The sequence below is a fragment of the Sphaerisporangium rufum genome, from assembly GCF_016863395.1.
Classification (GTDB): Bacteria; Actinomycetota; Actinomycetes; order Streptosporangiales; family Streptosporangiaceae; genus Sphaerisporangium; species Sphaerisporangium rufum.
Genome location: NZ_BOOU01000013.1, coordinates 45,608 through 62,087, shown reverse-complemented (window position 1 = coordinate 62,087; position 16,480 = coordinate 45,608). Strand labels below are relative to the sequence as shown.

The following is a 16,480-nucleotide window of genomic DNA, read 5'->3' as shown; positions in this document are numbered from 1 at the left end:
GGCGGCCTCCGCCCGGCCGCCACCGGCGGCGGGCGAGGAGCCCGGGGGTGTCCAGGCATGAACTCCCTGCTGTAACGCTACCCGCCGCCGGAGACCGTCGCGCTCAGCGACGGGCGGTCACGTGGGGTCGGACCGGTCGAGCCGCGCCAGGTAGTCGTTGTAGGCGTCCAGCTCGGCGTCCCCGGTGCCGCCGGTCTTCGCCGCGCGTGCGTCGGCCCGCCGGTCCGCGCGCCGGGCCGCCCGGTCGTCGTCCCGGTACCACTGGACGGCCAGCGCGATCAGCACGATCAGCGTGGGGATCTCACCGAACGCCCAGGCGATCCCGCCGCCGGTGCGCTGGTCGGCGAGCGGCGGATCACCCCAGGTGCGGCCGAGCCGCTCGTACCAGTCCGGCGCGATCACCGTGCCCATGTTCATCAGCGCGACGCCGAAGAAGGCGTGGAAGGGCATGGTCACGAACAGCAGCAGCAGCCGGGCCACGTGCGGCAGCCGGGTGGGCGCCGGGTCGACCCCGACGATCACCCAGAAGAACAGGCACCCGCTCAGCAGGAAGTGCAGCGTCATCGCGATGTGGCCGAGATGCTCCTCCATCGCGGCGCCGAAGATCGGGGTGAAGTACAGGGCGTAGGTGGAGACGACGAACAGGATCGTCACCACCGCCGGATGGGTGATGACCTTGGCCGCCCGGCTGTGCAGGACCGCGGTGAGCCATTCGCGCGGCCCGCGGTCGCCGCGCCGGGCGGCCGGCTTCAGCGCCCGCAGCGCCAGGGTGACCGGCGCGCCGAGCACCAGGAAGATCGGCACCAGCATAGACAGCACCATGTGCTCGGCCATGTGCACGCTGAACAGCACCGGCGCGTAGCGGGCCACGCCGCTCTGGGTGGCCAGCACCAGCAGCAGGACGCCGATCCCCCAGCTGACCGTGCGGCCCACCGGCCAGCGGTCGCCGCGGCGGGCCAGCCGCAGCACGCCGGCCCCGTAACACAGCGCCAGCACCGCGGCCACGGTCGCGAAGAACAGGTCGAACCACCACAGCGAGGCCAGGTTCGCGAGCGTCAGCGGCGGCGGCATGACGTAGCCGAGCAGCTCGAACACCGGATCCACCGGCAGGTCCAGCGGAGGCGGCGGCGTGCGGGACAGCGCGACGGCCAGGCCGAACGTCAGCATCATGATCAGACCCTCGACACCGGCCAGCCGGGCGAACGCGCCGGGACGCCCGGCCGCCAGCTCGGGCAGCGTCGTCTTGCGGTGCCAGTTGCCGACGAGGCCGAGCCCGGCGAACGCGGCGACCTTGGCCAGCAGGATCAGGCCGTAGTCGGTGGCGAACAGGTCGCCCACCGTGGTGAGCCGGGCGAGCGCGCTGAACAGGCCGGACAGCCCCACCCCGGCGAAGCACCACAGCGCCATGCGGGAGAACCGCCGCGCGGCCAGGTCAAGGCTCGGCGCGCCGCGCATGGCGTGCACGCTCAGCAGCAGCAGGCCGCCGACCCACGGCGCCAGCACCAGCAGGTGGAGCGCGACGCTGGTCGTGGCCAGCCCGTGGTTGGGCGCCGAGGACGAGTGGCCGGTGAGGGCGGGCGGCAGCAGGGTCACCAGGGCGAGCACCAGGAGACCGCCGGCCGCCCCGGCGGTGATAGCGCCGTGGGCGAACAGCGCGATGGCCGTGCCGAACAGCACGACCAGGGTGAGGGCGATGCCCTGCTGCACCTGGCTGGCGTAGCTGGTCAGCTCGTCGCCGTCGAGCACCTCGAAGACGGGGGCCCCGAGCGTCTCCGACAGGCTGAAGATCATGGTCGCCGCGGCGGCGACCGCCCACACCAGGCCGGCCCAGGAGGCGGCCCGGACGTAGCCGCGCGCCGGCCCCCCGAGCAGGCCCTTGTCGCTGGGCAGCAGGACGGCCGCCAGCAGCAGGCCGACGGCGACCACGCCGGCCACGTCCATCGCCATCTTCGATATCGGCAGGCCCCAGCGGGTCAGGGTGCCCTCGTCGGGCAGCCCGGGGATCACCCGGGGGGTGGCGGCCCCGCCGACCAGCATGGCGACGGCCAGGCCGACCAGGGCGGCGCATGCCCCGGCGATCGCCAGGCGCGCCGTGCGGCTCACGGCTGCTTCCGCAGGCTGATCACCATGCCGATGCCGACACCGGCCAGGCCGAGCACGACGATCCACACCCAGCCCGGCACGCCGGATCCGCCTTCCTGCGCCGCGTCCTGCTCCGCCCCGGCCGCCGGCGTCGCCACCGGGGTGTCGGGCGCGGGCGTGGCGGGCACCGCGGGCGCGACCGGGGTCGCCTCGATCGCCGAGGGCGTGGTGGCCGACGGCTCCGGCTCGGCCGCCCGCACGGTGAAGGGGATCTCGCCCACGACCGGGTGCCCGTCCGCGGAGACCACCCGCCAGGCGATCGTGTACTTGCCCGCCGGCAGCGTGCCGGCGACCCGCTGGGTCACCACCGCGCCGTCGACCTCCGGCCTGCCGTCCTGGTGTGCCTTGCCGTCCGCGTCGTTCAGCACGACAGATGGAAGTTTCACGCTCTCGGTGAAGGTGAGCCTGATCTCGTCGATCGACTCGACCGTGGCGCCCTTCTTGGGATCACTGCTCTTCAGCGAGGTGTGCGCGAGCGCCGGAGACGCCACGGCGGTGCCGAGTACGATGGCCGCGAGGAAGGCCAGCATGACGGCGAGCGGGGAAGTCTTCATAACCCCCTAAGGCTACTCACGACCGGCGCCGGCCCCCACTGCGCGTCGTCCTTCCTCCGGGACGGCGGACGATCTCGCGCCACCACCGCCCGCGCCGGTGCGGGCCAGGTGGCGGATGGCGGCGGGACGAAGCTCTCCCGCCGCCGCTCAGAGCCCCGCGCAGGCGAGCGCCCGCTGGTAGGCCGCCACTCCTGCCTCAACGTCCACCCGTTCCATCGCGGTGGCGACGTTCATCCATCCGCCGGCGGCCGTGGCGCTGCGCACGGGCACCTTCTCCAGAAGCTCTTCGGCCAGTGCCAGCTCCTTGCGGGCCTCCTGCCCCCGGCCTTGAGCCATCAGGGCGTTGGCGAGCATCAGCCGCGTCTCCACCCGGACGGCGCCGGTGCGGTCGTCCAGAGCGTCGGTCGCCTCTCGCGCGAGTTCGGCGGCCGTCGCGGCGTTGCCCAGTAGATACTCCGCCTGCGCCAGGTAATAGGTGACCCAGGCGAAGTCGACAGTGCTCGCCGAGGTCTCCGAAAGCTGCCGGCGCGCCCGCCGTAGCATGTCGCGGGCCTCGGCGGGGTCATGCGGAAGGCGCAGCGCCGCCGCCTGGATCCGCAGCCGGGCGAGATTGCGCGGCTCGCCGTACTCGGACTGGACGGCGAGTGCCCGGTCGATCAGTTGCAGCGACTCCTCGACGTGCCCCGTGCACTGGGCGACGACAGCGGCGTTCCAGCAGGCCGCGACGTTCGCCCGCGGCGAGCCGAGGCTCTCCGCGGCGGCGAGCAACTCGGCCGAGAACTGCCGGGCGCGCAGGAGGTCTCCACGCACGAAGTACGCTCCGAGGAGGGTGGCCCCCAGCTCCACCAGGCCGTCGGTCCAGACCGGCCGCTCAGGGCCGGCCAGCACGTCCTCGGCCACTTCGACCGCGTGGAACAGCTGTCCACGGTCGCGGTAGCACCGGCAGAGGGCGAGCACGATCGCGACCCGCCGCTCCGGGGTGGGCGGGGGGTCGGCGACCCGCAGCCGGGACAGCGTCTCGATCGCCTCGTCCAGCTCCCCGCAGGCCTCGGTGGCCAGTGCGTAGCCGTACTCGGCCTGCTGACGCAGAGTGACGAGCCCGGCGATGTTGTCGTTCGCCAGCAATTCGGCGTACCGCCGCCGGGCCTCCGCCACCTCGCCGTTCTCCAGGGCGAGAGCGGCGTAGCGCAGGCTGAAATCCAGTTCCTCCATCTGGTCGGCGGTCACCCCGTTGACCAGATAGGTCAGCGAGCAGTCCAGCTTCGTGGCCAGCAATTCCAGGACCGCTGCCGTAGGAGTGCGTTTGCCGCTCTCGATGAGTGATACATAACTATCCGACAACTCCGGATGCGCCAGCTGAGCTTGTGATAGACCTCGCTGACGGCGGATGGTCTTTATCCGCTGACCTATAAGATCTTGACTGGTCACTGACACCCCTCTAAAGATGTAAGCCCCACCAATGGATACGACGGGAGTAAGCCATGCGACGCGTCCGCCTCGCCTCGACCTTGCTGGCCATCGCGGTGAGCGCCGCCCTCGGAGGGACGGCGAGTACTGTCACCGGTACGACGGCCGCTCCTGCGGCGGAGGCCGCCATCGTCACCAATGTTCTCTGCTGCTGACGGCGATCTCATCCTGCACGCAGCGCGAGGTATAGATCGACTCTGTCCGCCATCGACCCCAGCCTCTTCCCGGTCAACTCCTCTATTCGGCTGATGCGGTAACGCACGGTGTTCACATGCACGTGCAGACGTTCGGCACACAGGTTCCAGGATCCCGAGCAATCGAGGAACGTTCCGAGGGTACGGACCAGCTCGGACCGGTGGCGCCGGTCGTACTCGACGAGCGGATTCAAGATCCGCTCGGTGAACGACCGGCGCACCGTATCGGGAACGGTGGCCAGCAGCAGGTCGTGCGTGTAGATCTCATCGCTGGTCACCACTCCTCCCCCGCGCGCCTCGGCGAGCCGCCGGGCGTGCCCCGCCTCCTCGGCCCCGCCGCGGATGCCGCCCGATCCGGTCGCCGCGCCGCTCACCCCGACCGACAACCGGAGTCCCGGAAGGGCGGTCTGCAGGCCCGGCACGCGATCTCCAAGCAGGTCAAGTAGCGCCCGCACGCTACGTTGCACTTGCGGTTGTGCTTGCATTTGCACGGTACTCCGCACGGCGGGTCGGGACCAGGGGTCAATACGATTTCGATGCCGTTTCGCCACTTCCGCCGCGTGATCGTCTTCCGGGGACCCCGCCGGGGGGCGAAGCGGCACCAGCGCCAGGGCGACGTCCGGACTCACCGCGGCGACCACCCTCCGGTCGAGCACCTCCTCCAGCACCTGCCCGCCGAGCGCCGCCGACCCGGCCACGCCCGCGCCCGGGTCATCCGCCGTCGCGGCGAGCACCACGTACGGCTCGTCGGGGCCGACACCGCAGGTACGCAGCCGGGCTGCCAGCTCGGCGGGATCCGCCATGCCGGAACCGGCCAGCTCCACCAGCTCCGCCGCCAGCCGGCGCTCCACCCGGCGGCCCTCCTCCAGCCGGGCGCGTTCCATCGCCGCGCAGGCCGCGGCCTCGAATCCGGCGTCCGCCCGGTCCAGCACATCCGCGCCGAGGGCCAGGGCCCAGCCCGCGGCCCGATGCGACCGGTCCACCGCGAACAGGGTGTAGGCCCGCTCCTCGGTGGCCACCAGGTGCGGCAGCCGGGGCGCCGCCAGCCACTCCCCGGCCAGCCGGCGGGCCGTCGCGGCGGGCAGCCGGCCCGCAACCACCGTGCCGGACGCGGAGATGACCGCGGCGGGCACGCCCAGCTCCCCGGAGGTCAGCTCGACCAGCGCGGGCAGCCCGCCGCCCTCGGCCACGGCGGCCACGATGCGCCGCTGCCGGCCGAGCGCGCCGCGCAGCCCGGCCGCGCCCGCCGAGGCCAGCCGGGTCTCCACCAGCCCGGCCAGCGCGCGGAAGGAGACCTCGGTCGGCACGTCGATCAGCGGCAGGTCGTACTCGCGGCAGGCGTCCGCCAGATCGTCCGGGACGTGACCGAGCAGCGCCCGTCCGGCGCCGAGCGCCGCGACCCGCGCACCGGCCAGCGCCGCGACGAAGCGCGCCGAGTCGCCGGGGGTCCGCCGCCAGGTGAGCCCGGTGAGCACCAGCTCGCCGCCGGTCAGGTAGCGGCCCGGGTCGGGCAGGTCGGTGATGTGCACGCCGGTGAAGGACCGGTCCAGATGGGCGGCGTCCGACAGCAGCCTGACCGGGAGCCCGCCGATGGCGAGCAGGTCTCGTATCCGCACCGTCCCAGGCTAACCCCGGCCGTTTGGACGAATCTACAAGCACGCGGCCCGGCCGGTCCCGGCGTTTCGCGGGCGCGGCCATAGGCGGCGCCCGGACCGGCTGATGTACTGCCGGTGTGACGCGCACCGCCGGCGACCGGAGCCGGAGCCAGGGACAGGACGGGCTGGGGGTCGGCGCGAGCCTGCCGCGGCCGGACGGCACCCTGAAGGTCACCGGCGAGTTCGCCTACTCCTCCGACCTGTACCTGGACGGCATGCTGTGGGGCGCCACGCTGCGCAGCCCGCACCCCTCGGCGTGGATCCGGTCGATCGACGTCGGCCCCGCCCTCGCCCTGCCCGGCGTGCGCGCGGTGCTGACCCACCAGGACGTGCCCGGCGAGCGGTTCTACGGCCTGGAGCACCGCGACCAGCCGGTCCTCGCCATCGACCAGGTCCGCTACCAGGGCGAACCGGTGGCCGTCGTCGCCGCCGACCACCCGGAGACCGCCCGCCGGGCCGCGGCGGCGATCGTGGTCTCCTACGAGACGCGCGAGCCGGTCACCGACGCGCGCCGGGCGCTCTTCGACCCCGGCTGCCCGGCGGTGCACCCGGCCGGGAACGTGGTCCGCCACCAGCCGGTCCGGGTCGGGCACCCGCCGCACCCGGGGATGGCCGAGGTGGTGGTGACCGGCGAGTACGAGGTCGGCATGCAGGACCAGGCGTTCCTCGGCCCGGAATCCGGGCTGGCGGTGCCCGCCGAGGACGGCGGGGTGGACCTGTTCGTCGCCACCCAGTGGCTGCACGTGGACCAGGACCAGGTGGCCCCCTGCCTGGGCCTGCCCAAGGACAAGGTGCGGCTGTCGCTGGCCGGGGTCGGCGGCGCGTTCGGCGCCCGGGAGGACCTGTCCATGCAGGTGCACGCCGCCATGCTGGCGCTGCGCACCGGCCGCCCGGTCAAGATGGTGTACGGCCGGGAGGAGTCGTTCTTCGGCCACGTGCACCGCCACCCGGCCCGGATGCGTTACGAGCACGGCGCCACCCGGGACGGCCGGCTGGTCTACGTCAAGGCGGAGATCGTCCTGGACGGCGGCGCCTACTGCTCCTCCACCCCCGCCGTCGTGGGCAACGCCGCCTCGCTGGGCGCCGGGCCGTACGAGGTGCCCAACATCGAGATCGACGCCTACGGCGCCTACACCAACAACCCGCCGTGCGGCGCGATGCGCGGCTTCGGCGCGGTGCAGGCCTGCTTCGCCTACGAGTCGCAGATGGACCGGCTCGCCGCGGCCTGCGGCCTGGACCCGCTGGAGATCCGGACCCGCAACGCCGTCGCCGAGGGCTCGCGGCTGGCGAACGGCCAGGTGATCGACTCCACCGCGCCGCTGGCCGGGCTGCTCGGCGAGCTGGCCGCGCTGCCGATGCCCGGGCCGGCCCCGGACGGCGACCTTCGCCACCTGCCCGGCGGGGTGGCGCAGACCACCCACGGCGAGGGGGTGCGGCGCGGCGTCGGCTACGGCGTCGGGATCAAGAACATCTGCTTCTCCGAGGGCTTCGACGACTACTCCACGGCCCGGGTGCGGGTGGAACTGCTCGGCGAGGAGCCGCACGTCCTGGTGCACACCGCGGCGGCCGAGGTCGGCCAGGGCCTGATCATGGTGCAGGAGCAGATCGCCCGTACCGAGCTGGGCGTCGACCGGGTGACCGTGGCGCCCGCCGACACCTCGGTCGGCTCGGCCGGGTCCAGCTCGGCCTCCCGGCAGTCGTACGTCACCGGCGGCGCGGTCAAGGCCGCCTGCGAGGCGGTGCGCGAGCGGCTGGACCGGCTGCGCGCCGAGCGTCCCGGCGCGCCGCTCGCCGAGGTGCTGGCCGCCGCCGGCCCGGTGGAGGAGACCCGGGAGTACCGGCACCGGCCTACGCGGCCGATGGACCCGGTCACCGGCCAGGGCGACTCGCACGTCCAGCTCGCGCTGTGCGTGCACCGAGCGGTGGTGGACGTGGACGTGGAGCTCGGCCTGGTCAAGGTGGTCGAGCTCGCCGCGGTACAGGACGTCGGCCGGGTGCTGAACCCGCCGGCACTGGAGGGGCAGATCCACGGCGGCACCGCGCAGGGCCTCGGGCTGGCGCTGATGGAGGAGATCCAGGTGCGGGACGGCCGGGTGCTCAACCCGTCGTTCACCGACTACTTGATCCCCACCATCCTCGACATGCCGCCGATGCGGGTGGTCGTCGTCGAGCACCCGGACCCGGCCGCCCCGTACGGGCTGCGCGGCGCGGGCGAGCCGCCGACGCTGTCCTCCACCCCGGCGGTCGCCGCCGCGGTGCGGGCGGCGACCGGGCTGCCGCTGCCCCGGGTACCGATCCGCCCGCAGGACATCGCGCTGGACCTTGTCCCGGGGCGGATCAGGTGATGTCGCCGCGCTCGCAGGCCACCCCGTCGTGGTCGCCGTCGACGTACCAGGCGTACTCGGGGTGCAGCCCCTTGGTGTAGGGCCCGTAACCGGCGGCGTTGGCCTCCCGGCAGCTCGCGAACCGCCGGTCCGGGGTGCGGCCGGCCCGGGGCGAGGCGGCGGCGGTGGACCGGGCCGCCGGGGTGCCTCCGGCGGACGGCCCGGTGGTGCGGGGCCCCAGCGAGCCGGCGGGCGGCGTCGCCCCCGGCCCGGTGCCGCCCTGCTGGTTCTGACCCGTGCCGCCCTGCTGGTTCTGGTCGGTGCCGGTGCCGCCCTGCTGGGGCTGACCGGTGCCGGTGCCCGGTGGCCCTTGGCCTGGATCCGGCTGTCCCTGACCGGTGCCGCCCGGCGGGCAGGTCGAGGCGGCGTCCGGCACTCCGGTACCGACCTGCGGCCCGGTCCCCTGCTGGCCGATGCCCGGCTGGCCCACGCCCGGCTGACCGGTGCCGGACTGGCCCTGACCCGTGCCCTGCTGGCCGACGCCCTGCTGGCCCGTGCCCTGCTGGCCCGTGCCCTGCGCGCCCTGGCCGGTGCCGGGCGGGCAGGTCGTCGCGGCGGCCGGCGGGGTGGCGCCGGGCGCGGTGGGACCGGCCGACGGGCCGGCGGTGCCGAGCAGCCGGGCCACCAGGGCGTCGGCCCGGGCCTGGTCCAGCCCGGCGATGCTCAGGCTGTCCTGCGTGATCGGCTGGTCGACCCGGGGCGCGGTGACGACCTTGTCGTCCACCACGACGGCCAGCAGCTTGCCGACGGCGTCCTTGGTCAGATCGGCCAGCCGGTCGCGGCTGTCGGGGGCGGGCACCAGGCGCACCGAGTAGCCCCCGTCCTTCTCCGCGACGGACTCCACCTTGATGACCGACGCCACGGTGACGCCCTTGTCCAGCTGGTAGCAGGTGGTGCCGGTGTCGTCCAGCACGGCCTCGGCGCCGGGGCACGGCGCGGCCCGGGTGCCGGTGACCGGGGCGAAGAACACCGGGGTGGCCAGGCGGCGCGGCGGCGCCGAGCCGAGCGGCACTCCGGGCCGGCTGGTCATGAGCACGGCGACGGTGCCGAGCACGCCGGTGACGACGACCACCACGATCAGCCCGGCGATCAGGACGGCGGTGGTCGCCCGGGTGGCCCGGGGCGGGCCGGGCTCGCCGCCGGGCGGCTCCTGCGGGCCGTCCGGCCCGCCGGGACCCGGCGGGTCTCCGGGCACGCCGGGCGGCGGCGGCTCCTCCGCCAGGAGATCGTCCGGCCGGTCCGCGGGCCCGGCCGGTCCGGCCGGCCCCTCCGGCGGCAGGTTTCGCATCCTCACCTCTGAGACTGACATCGCACCGGCGAGCCTACCGACGCGCGCGAGATCGGGCTAACCGCGGAATGTTTCATCCCGAGGTGCCCCTAGGCTGAAGATGTTCTGACAATGTGCCAGGGAGCCGAGGTAAATCCTTCAATTTTGCTCCATGGTCGACGCTTTTGCGGGAACGCAGAGTGGATAGAGGCCGGACCGGGAAGGGTTCGCCGGCCGCCATGGCAGGCGGGCGCGGCAGGCGGACGCGGCAGGCAGGCGCGGCGGCGGGCCCGCGCAGCACGGCGCGGCAGGGCACGGGCGACGGAGCCCGGCCGGGAGGAGGACTCATGAAGGTCGGAATACCCCGAGAGGTGAAGGACCACGAGTACCGGGTGGCCCTCACCCCCGCCGGTGCGCACGAGCTGTCCCGGGACGGCCACCAGGTGTTCGTGGAGGCCGGTGCGGGTGAGGGGTCGTCCATCCCCGACGAGGACTTCGCCGCGGCGGGCGCGGTCATCCTCCCCTCCGCCGAGGAGGTGTGGGCGGAGGGCGATCTGATCCTGAAGGTCAAGGAGCCCATCGCGTCGGAGTACCCGCTGCTGCGCGAGGGGCAGGTGCTGTTCACCTACCTGCACCTGGCCGCGTCCCGGAAGCTGACCCTGGCCATGCTGGAGTCCGGCGTCACCGGCATCGCCTACGAGACCGTGCAGACGGCCGGGGGCGCGCTGCCGCTGCTCGCCCCCATGTCGGAGGTGGCCGGCCGGCTCGCGCCGCAGGTGGGCGCCTACCACCTGATGCGGCAGGGCGGCGGCCGGGGCGTGCTGATGGGCGGGGTCTCCGGCGTCTACCCGGCCAAGGTGGTCGTGCTCGGCGCCGGGGTGTCGGGCATGAACGCCGCGGTGATCGCCCTCGGCATGCAGGCCGAGGTACTGCTGCTGGACAAGAACATCGAGCGGCTGCGGCAGGCCGACACGATCTACCGGGGTCACCTGCAGACGATCGCCTCCAACGCCTACGAGATCGAGCGGGCGGTGCTGGACGCCGACCTGGTGATCGGCGCGGTGCTGGTCCCCGGGGCCAAGGCGCCCAAACTGATCTCGAACGACCTGGTGGCCCGGATGAAGAAGGGCTCGGTGCTGGTGGACATCTCCATCGACCAGGGCGGGGCGTTCGAGGACTCCCGGCCGACCACGCACGCGCATCCGACCTATCGGGTGCACGACTCGGTCTTCTACTGCGTGGCCAACATGCCGGGCGCGGTGCCGCACACCTCCACCTACGCGCTGACCAACGTGACGCTGCCGTACGCGCTGGCCATCGCCGGCAAGGGGTGGCGGGACGCGCTGCGGGAGGACCCGGCGCTGGTGCCGGGGCTGAACACGCACGCGGGCACGCTCACCAGCCCGCCGGTCGGCGAGGCGCACGGGATCTCGGCCACCGACCCGGCGACCGCGCTGGGCTGACCGCCGGGCGCCCGCGGGAGCCGTCCGCGGGCGCCGGCGGCCCGGTCAGGAGCCCGGCGTGGCGGACGGTGCCGGCGACTCAGGGGCGGAGCTCGGCGGCGCCCCGGTCGGCGGGGTGGCGGGGATCGGCGCCTGCGCGGTGGTGGTGGTGACCGCGCCGTCGCCGCTGCAGGTGGCGCCGTACTCGGGCGTGGTGCTGGGGTTCTGCTTGTACTTCTGGATGTAGCGGGCCAGCCGCGGGTCGTCGGCGCCCTTGAGGGTGATCTGGTGGTTCCACGAGCTGGCCACCACCGGCGCCTTCAGGCCCGGGTAAGGGCTGAGCAGCAGGTAGTCGGAGGTGATCAGGCCCTTGAGCTTGTCGACCTGCGCCTTGGGCAGGTCGGGCCGGTAGGTGATCCACACCGCGCCGTGCTCCATCGAGTGCACGGCGTTCTCGTTGTTGATCGGCTGTTCGTAGGGGCCGCACTGCTGCCAGCGGTCGTTGTGCTCACCGCCGACCGGCGGGCTCTCCTTGTAGTTCACCTTGATCGGGGTGTGCGAGCCGGCCTTATAGGAGAACTGCGCCACCCCGTCCAGCGAGGTGGCGGCGCGCTCGCGGACGACGTAGAAGCCGACGAGGCCCACGATCAGGACGATGACGAACGCGCCCGCGCCCCACATGATCATCGCGCTACGGCGCTCCTTGCGCTGCTGCGCGGCACGCATCTGCGCGAGGTGTTCCCGCCGCGCCTGCGTCCTGTCCTTGGCCATCAGTCCTCCACGGCTGCGTATGACCGTTGAATGTCAAGTTCCGGTTACTTATGTGGAGGATAGTGGGTAAGAAATAATGTCTGCGTACGTTGCCGCGTACCGCCACTAACCTGGTGATTGATGATGACTTCCCGGACTCGCCTGATCCTTGTCGCGCTGCTCTCCGGCCTGCTGGCCGCGGCGGTGACCTTCTTCGTGATCGGCCGGGCCGGTCCGCCCGGCGACGGCTCGCCGGAGGCGGGGTTCGCCCGCGACATGGCCGTGCACCACGCCCAGGCGGTCGAGATGAGCTTCGCGGTGCGTGACGTGAGCGATGACCGGGCCCTCCGCGGGCTGTCCTACGACATCATCACCACCCAGACCGCCCAGCGCGGCGTCTTCATGGGCTGGCTGCAGCAGTGGGGCCTGAACCAGTCCGGCAGCCGGCCGTCGATGGCCTGGATGGCCGCGCACGCCTCGCACGGCACCCCGGCGGCGCCCGCCGCGATGCCGGGCATGGCGAGCCAGGAGGAGATGCGCCGGCTGGTGGCGGCGAAGGGGCGGGACGCGGAGGTGCTGTTCCTCCAGCTGATGATCCGCCACCACCAGGGCGGCGTGAAGATGGCCCAGGCGCTGCTCGACCTCAGCGACCGGGACGAGGTGCGCACCATGGCACGGCACATCGTCGACACCCAGGACGGCGAGATCGAGTACATGACCCGGCTGCTCGCCGAGCGGGACGCCCGGCCCTACCCCGCGCTCGCCTGAGCGACCGGCGCCGAACGGGCCGGCCGGCTCAGCCGCCGGACGCCTCGGCCGCCACCGCGACGGCGAAGGCGTCGACGTCCTCCTCGGTGGTGTCGAACGAGGTCATCCAGCGCACCTCGCCGGTGGTCTCGTCCCAGGTGTAGAAGCGGTAGCGCTTGCGCAGCCGGTCGGCCGTCCCCGCGGGCAGCACGGCGAACACCGCGTTGGCCTGCGGCTCCCGGGTCAGCGTGACGCCGGGGACCTGCCGGACGGCCGCGGCCAGCCGGGCCGCCATCGCGTTGGCGTGCCGGGCGTTGCGCAGCCACAGGTCGCCGCCGAGCAGCGCCTCGAACTGCACCGAGACGAACCGCATCTTGGAGGCGAGCTGCATGGAGCTCTTGCGCAGGTAGATCATGCCGCGCACCGCGTCGGGGTTCAGCACCACGACGACCTCGCCGAACATCAGCCCGTGCTTGGTGCCGCCGAACGTCAGCACGTCCACCCCGGCGTCGGTGGTCAGCGCCCGCAGCGGCACCTCCAGCGCCGCCGCGGCGTTGACCAGGCGGGCACCGTCCAGGTGCACCAGCATGCCGAGCCCGTGCGCGTGCCGGGCCAGCGCGGCGATCTCCTCGGCGGTGTAGAGGGTGCCTAGCTCGGTGCTCTGCGAGATCGACAGCACCCGGGGCTGTGCCCGGTGCTCGTCGCCGAAGCCCCACGCCTCCAGGTCGGCCAGCTCGGGGGTGAGCTTGCCGTCCGGGGTGGGCACCGCGCGCAGTTTCAGCCCGGCGCTCTGCTCGGGCGCGCCGCCCTCGTCGGTGTTGATGTGCGCGCTGGCCGGGCAGACGACGGCCTCCCACGGCGCGGTCATCGACCGCAGCGCGACAACGTTGGCCCCGGTGCCGTTGAACATCGGCCAGGCCTCCGCCTGCGGCCCGAAGTGGGCCTGGAACACGTCCTGCAGCGCCTGGGTGTAGACGTCCTCGCCGTAGGCGGGCTGGTGGCCGCCGTTGGCCAGCGCCAGCGCCGCCATGACCTCCGGGTGCACCCCGGCGTAGTTGTCGCTGGCGAACCACCGCGCCGCCGGGTCGTGCCGGAGCCGGGCCGCCGTCATGCCGTCAGGTCCAGCCGGGCCCCGTTGACCTCCTCGGCCGGGCGGTCCCACAGCCCGGCCACCGCGGTGGCCAGGTCGGCCACGTCGGTGAAGCCGGGGAACCGGCGCTCGGGGGCCGCGGCGCGCATCTCGTCGTTCACCAGGGCCTTGACCACCAGGATGGTGGCCGCGGCCGGGGTGTCGCGCAGCGCGTCGGCCAGGGCCAGCGTCCACGCCTCGGCCGCCGCCTTGGCGGTGGCGTAGGCGGCGTTGCCCTGGGTGGGCCGCCGGGCGCCGGTGGCCGAGACGATCGCGAACCGGCCCCGCTCGCTCGCGCGCAGCGCCGGCTCGAAGGCGAGCGTGACGTTCTGCAGGGTGCGGATCAGCCGCTCGTGCAGGAAGTCCCAGTCGGCCAGGTCGGTGTCGGCGAACGTCTTCGACCCCCGCCAGCCGCCGACCAGGTGGATCACGCCGTCCACGTGCCCGTGCCCGGCCACCGTGCGGCGCGCGAACTCGGTGACCGCGGCGGTGTCGGCCAGGTCGACGGCCACCTGGCCCTCTCCGGCGCTCCGGCCGGCCGCGACCACGGTGTCGCCGCGCGCCGCCAGCCGCTCGATCACGGCCCGGCCGCTCGGCCCGCCCGCTCCGGTCACCACGACCACTCGGCCCGGGGTGCTCATGCGCGGATGCCCTTCGTCGACTCGATCACGCCGGACAGCTTACGGCGCAGCGCCTCGTAGAACATGCTCAGCGGGAACTCGTCGGGCAGCACCGCGTCCACCACGGCCTTGGGGAAGCCCTCGACCGGCAGCGCGTCGGCGCCGCGCTGCCACACCGAGGCGGGGTGCGGGGCGACGTAGGCGGCGACCAGCCGGTGCGCCGACAGCCAGTGCGCCAGCTTGGACCGGTCGATGCCGTCGCGGTAGAGCTTCTCCACCTCGGCGCGCAGGTCGGCCACCCCGCCGGCCACCCGGTCCCAGTCGACGCTGAGCCGGTTGTCGGTCCACCGGACGATGTCGTTGCGGTGCAGGTAGGCGAAGAGCAGCTGCCCGCCCAGGCCGTCGTAGTTGCGCACCCGCTCACCGGTGATCGGGAAGCGGAACAGCCGGTCGAACAGGATGGCGTACTGCACGTACCGGGCGTGCGGCTCGCCCTCGGCCTCCAGCTTGACCGCCTCGCCGAACGCGGTCAGGTCGCAGCGCAGCTCCTCCAGCGAGTACAGCCAGTACGGCATCCGCTGCTTGATCATGAACGGGTCGAACGGCAGGTCGCCGTGGCTGTGGGTGCGGTCGTGCACCAGGTCCCACAGCACGAAGGTGTCCTGGGCCAGCTCCTGGCCGGCCAGCAGGCGGGCGGCGTCCGGTGGCAGGGCCAGCTTGAGCGTCTCGGCCGCGGCGGCGCTGACCACCCGGAAGCGGGCGGCCTCGCGGTCGCAGAAGATGCCGCCCCAGGTGAACCTCGGCGGGGTCTCCCGGACCGCCACCGTCTCGGGGAACAGCACCGCGCTGTTGGTGTCGTAGCCCGCGGTGAAGTCCACGAACGCGATCGGCACGAACATCGGGTTGTCGTAGCGCTCGCGCTCCAGCTCGGCGAGCCAGTCCGGCCACACGGTGCGGATCCACACCGCCTCCAGGTGGCGGGAGGGGTTGCCGTTCTGGGTGTACATCGGGAAGACGACCAGGTGCTCCAGCCCGTCGACCCGCTGGGCGTCGGGATGGAACGCGGAAAGCGAGTCCAGGAAGTCCGGCACGCCGAAGCCGCCGTCCCGCCATTTGCCCAGGTCGGCGCGGACCGCCGCCAGGTAGTCGCGATCGTGCGGGAAGTCCGGGGCCAGCCGCTCGACACCGGCGATGATCCGCTCGACGATCGGGCCGGCCGCGGCGGCGTCCTGCGCGGAGCCGTCCTTGGCGAGCAGCGGGCGCAGCTCCTCCACCGCGGCCTTCAGCTCGGCGAAGCCGGCGTCGGCCCGGCCGGCCGCGGCGGCGGCCTCCGGCACCCGGGCGGCCCAGGTGACCACGTTCTCCCACAGCCGGGCGTGCCGCAGGTCGTCGATGGAGTCGTCGCCGAACAGGTCGGAGTCGGCGAACGCCACGACCCGTCCGGCGCCGTGCCGCAGCGCCAGCGCGAGCGGCCGGCCGGCCGGATCGGCGGAGGCGGAGGTGGTGAACAGCACGGTGGCGCCGGGCGGCGCGGTGAGTACCCCTGACCGGTAGAAGCAGGCCTCGCGGGCCCCGGCGGTCAGGTCCTCGCCGGCGGCCGGCACGGCCCGGCCGCGCACCCAGGTGACCACCTTGTTGTAGCAGGAGCCGGGGTCCTGCACGGTGGTGTGCTCGATCCCGACGCCGAACCGGGCGAGCAGCTCGGCGAGGTTGTTGCCGTACTTCTCGTGCTCGTGCTCGGCCAGCACGATCAGGCCACCGCCCTCGGTGACGTGCCGCTCGACGGCGTCGATCTCCTCGGGTGCCAGCACCGGGCCGCCCTGGCCGGTGGTGCGCTCCCAGCGGTCGGCGGACGGGTGCGCGATCACCAGCACGTCCTGCCCGGCGAGCGCGGCGGCGTCCAGCGGGCCGCCGGTGTGCGCGGCGACGTCGTGCCCGAGCCGGCGCAGCACCGCGGCGGCCCGCGCGTAACTGTTGTCGTCGGGGTGCGCGGGGTTCATCGTCTCGGCGACCTCGCGGCGGATCGTCCAGGACTCGTTGTGCGCCTCGTCGAACAGCACGCGCGGAAAGGCTCTCATGCCGGGCGTCCCTCCGTTTTGCGAAATATCTACGGCCATGTCCCCCAATGC

12 protein-coding genes are annotated in these 16,480 nt (G+C 73.5%); 3 read left to right on the top strand and 9 right to left on the bottom strand.

Annotated elements, in window-relative coordinates; genetic code table 11:
* Nucleotides 1-117: 117 nt before the first annotated feature.
* From Sru01_RS04600 to Sru01_RS35325, 4 genes are all read right to left on the bottom strand, one after another.
* Nucleotides 118-2,103 (bottom strand): bifunctional copper resistance protein CopD/cytochrome c oxidase assembly protein, encoded by a 1,986-nt coding sequence (locus tag Sru01_RS04600; RefSeq protein ID WP_239136910.1) that lies wholly within the window; start codon nucleotides 2,101-2,103, stop codon nucleotides 118-120.
* Nucleotides 2,100-2,696 (bottom strand): copper resistance CopC family protein, encoded by a 597-nt coding sequence (locus tag Sru01_RS04595; protein ID WP_203982577.1) that lies wholly within the window; start codon nucleotides 2,694-2,696, stop codon nucleotides 2,100-2,102. The genes Sru01_RS04600 and Sru01_RS04595 overlap by 4 nt, the downstream gene beginning before the upstream one ends.
* A gap of 147 nt (nucleotides 2,697-2,843) precedes the next feature.
* Entirely contained in the window at nucleotides 2,844-4,124 is a 1,281-nt protein-coding gene (locus tag Sru01_RS04590; RefSeq protein ID WP_203982576.1) for a helix-turn-helix domain-containing protein, read from the bottom strand.
* A 202-nt stretch (nucleotides 4,125-4,326) separates the two neighbouring features.
* Nucleotides 4,327-5,973: a PucR family transcriptional regulator gene (locus Sru01_RS35325; protein ID WP_239136908.1), complete on the bottom strand. Its 1,647-nt coding sequence runs from the start codon at nucleotides 5,971-5,973 to the stop codon at nucleotides 4,327-4,329.
* Nucleotides 5,974-6,089: 116 nt separating this feature from the next.
* Here Sru01_RS35325 and Sru01_RS04575 point away from each other — a divergent pair, with 116 nt between their 5' ends.
* Entirely contained in the window at nucleotides 6,090-8,357 is a 2,268-nt protein-coding gene (locus tag Sru01_RS04575; protein WP_203982575.1) for a molybdopterin cofactor-binding domain-containing protein, read from the top strand.
* Here Sru01_RS04575 and Sru01_RS04570 read toward each other — a convergent pair.
* Complete coding sequence (locus Sru01_RS04570; RefSeq protein ID WP_203982574.1) at nucleotides 8,350-9,684, bottom strand: excalibur calcium-binding domain-containing protein; 1,335 nt, start codon at nucleotides 9,682-9,684, stop codon at nucleotides 8,350-8,352. The genes Sru01_RS04575 and Sru01_RS04570 overlap by 8 nt on opposite strands.
* 326 nt (nucleotides 9,685-10,010) lie before the next feature.
* On the opposite strand from Sru01_RS04570, the gene ald reads away from it, so the two are divergent.
* Nucleotides 10,011-11,126 carry an alanine dehydrogenase gene (ald, locus tag Sru01_RS04565; protein ID WP_203982573.1) on the top strand — a complete coding sequence of 372 codons (1,116 nt, stop codon included), beginning with the start codon at nucleotides 10,011-10,013 and terminating at the stop codon, nucleotides 11,124-11,126.
* Nucleotides 11,127-11,171: 45 nt separating this feature from the next.
* Here ald and Sru01_RS04560 read toward each other — a convergent pair whose 3' ends face one another.
* Nucleotides 11,172-11,876 carry a thioredoxin-like domain-containing protein gene (locus tag Sru01_RS04560; RefSeq protein WP_203982572.1) on the bottom strand — a complete coding sequence of 235 codons (705 nt, stop codon included), beginning with the start codon at nucleotides 11,874-11,876 and terminating at the stop codon, nucleotides 11,172-11,174.
* 120 nt (nucleotides 11,877-11,996) lie between these two features.
* On the opposite strand from Sru01_RS04560, the gene Sru01_RS04555 reads away from it, so the two are divergent.
* Nucleotides 11,997-12,623 carry a DUF305 domain-containing protein gene (locus Sru01_RS04555; RefSeq protein WP_203982571.1) on the top strand — a complete coding sequence of 209 codons (627 nt, stop codon included), beginning with the start codon at nucleotides 11,997-11,999 and terminating at the stop codon, nucleotides 12,621-12,623.
* Between the two features lie 28 nt (nucleotides 12,624-12,651).
* On the opposite strand, the gene Sru01_RS04550 is transcribed toward Sru01_RS04555, so the two are convergent.
* From Sru01_RS04550 to Sru01_RS04540, 3 genes are read right to left on the bottom strand one after another with little or no spacing between them, the layout of a single operon-like run.
* A complete protein-coding gene (locus tag Sru01_RS04550) occupies nucleotides 12,652-13,713 on the bottom strand; it encodes a threonine aldolase family protein (RefSeq protein ID WP_203982570.1) in 1,062 nt (353 codons plus the stop codon).
* Complete coding sequence (locus Sru01_RS04545) at nucleotides 13,710-14,372, bottom strand: SDR family oxidoreductase (RefSeq protein ID WP_203982569.1); 663 nt, start codon at nucleotides 14,370-14,372, stop codon at nucleotides 13,710-13,712. The genes Sru01_RS04550 and Sru01_RS04545 overlap by 4 nt, the downstream gene beginning before the upstream one ends.
* Nucleotides 14,369-16,429 (bottom strand): DUF6421 family protein, encoded by a 2,061-nt coding sequence (locus Sru01_RS04540; protein WP_203982568.1) that lies wholly within the window; start codon nucleotides 16,427-16,429, stop codon nucleotides 14,369-14,371. The genes Sru01_RS04545 and Sru01_RS04540 overlap by 4 nt, the downstream gene beginning before the upstream one ends.
* Between the last annotated feature and the right edge of the window lie 51 nt (nucleotides 16,430-16,480).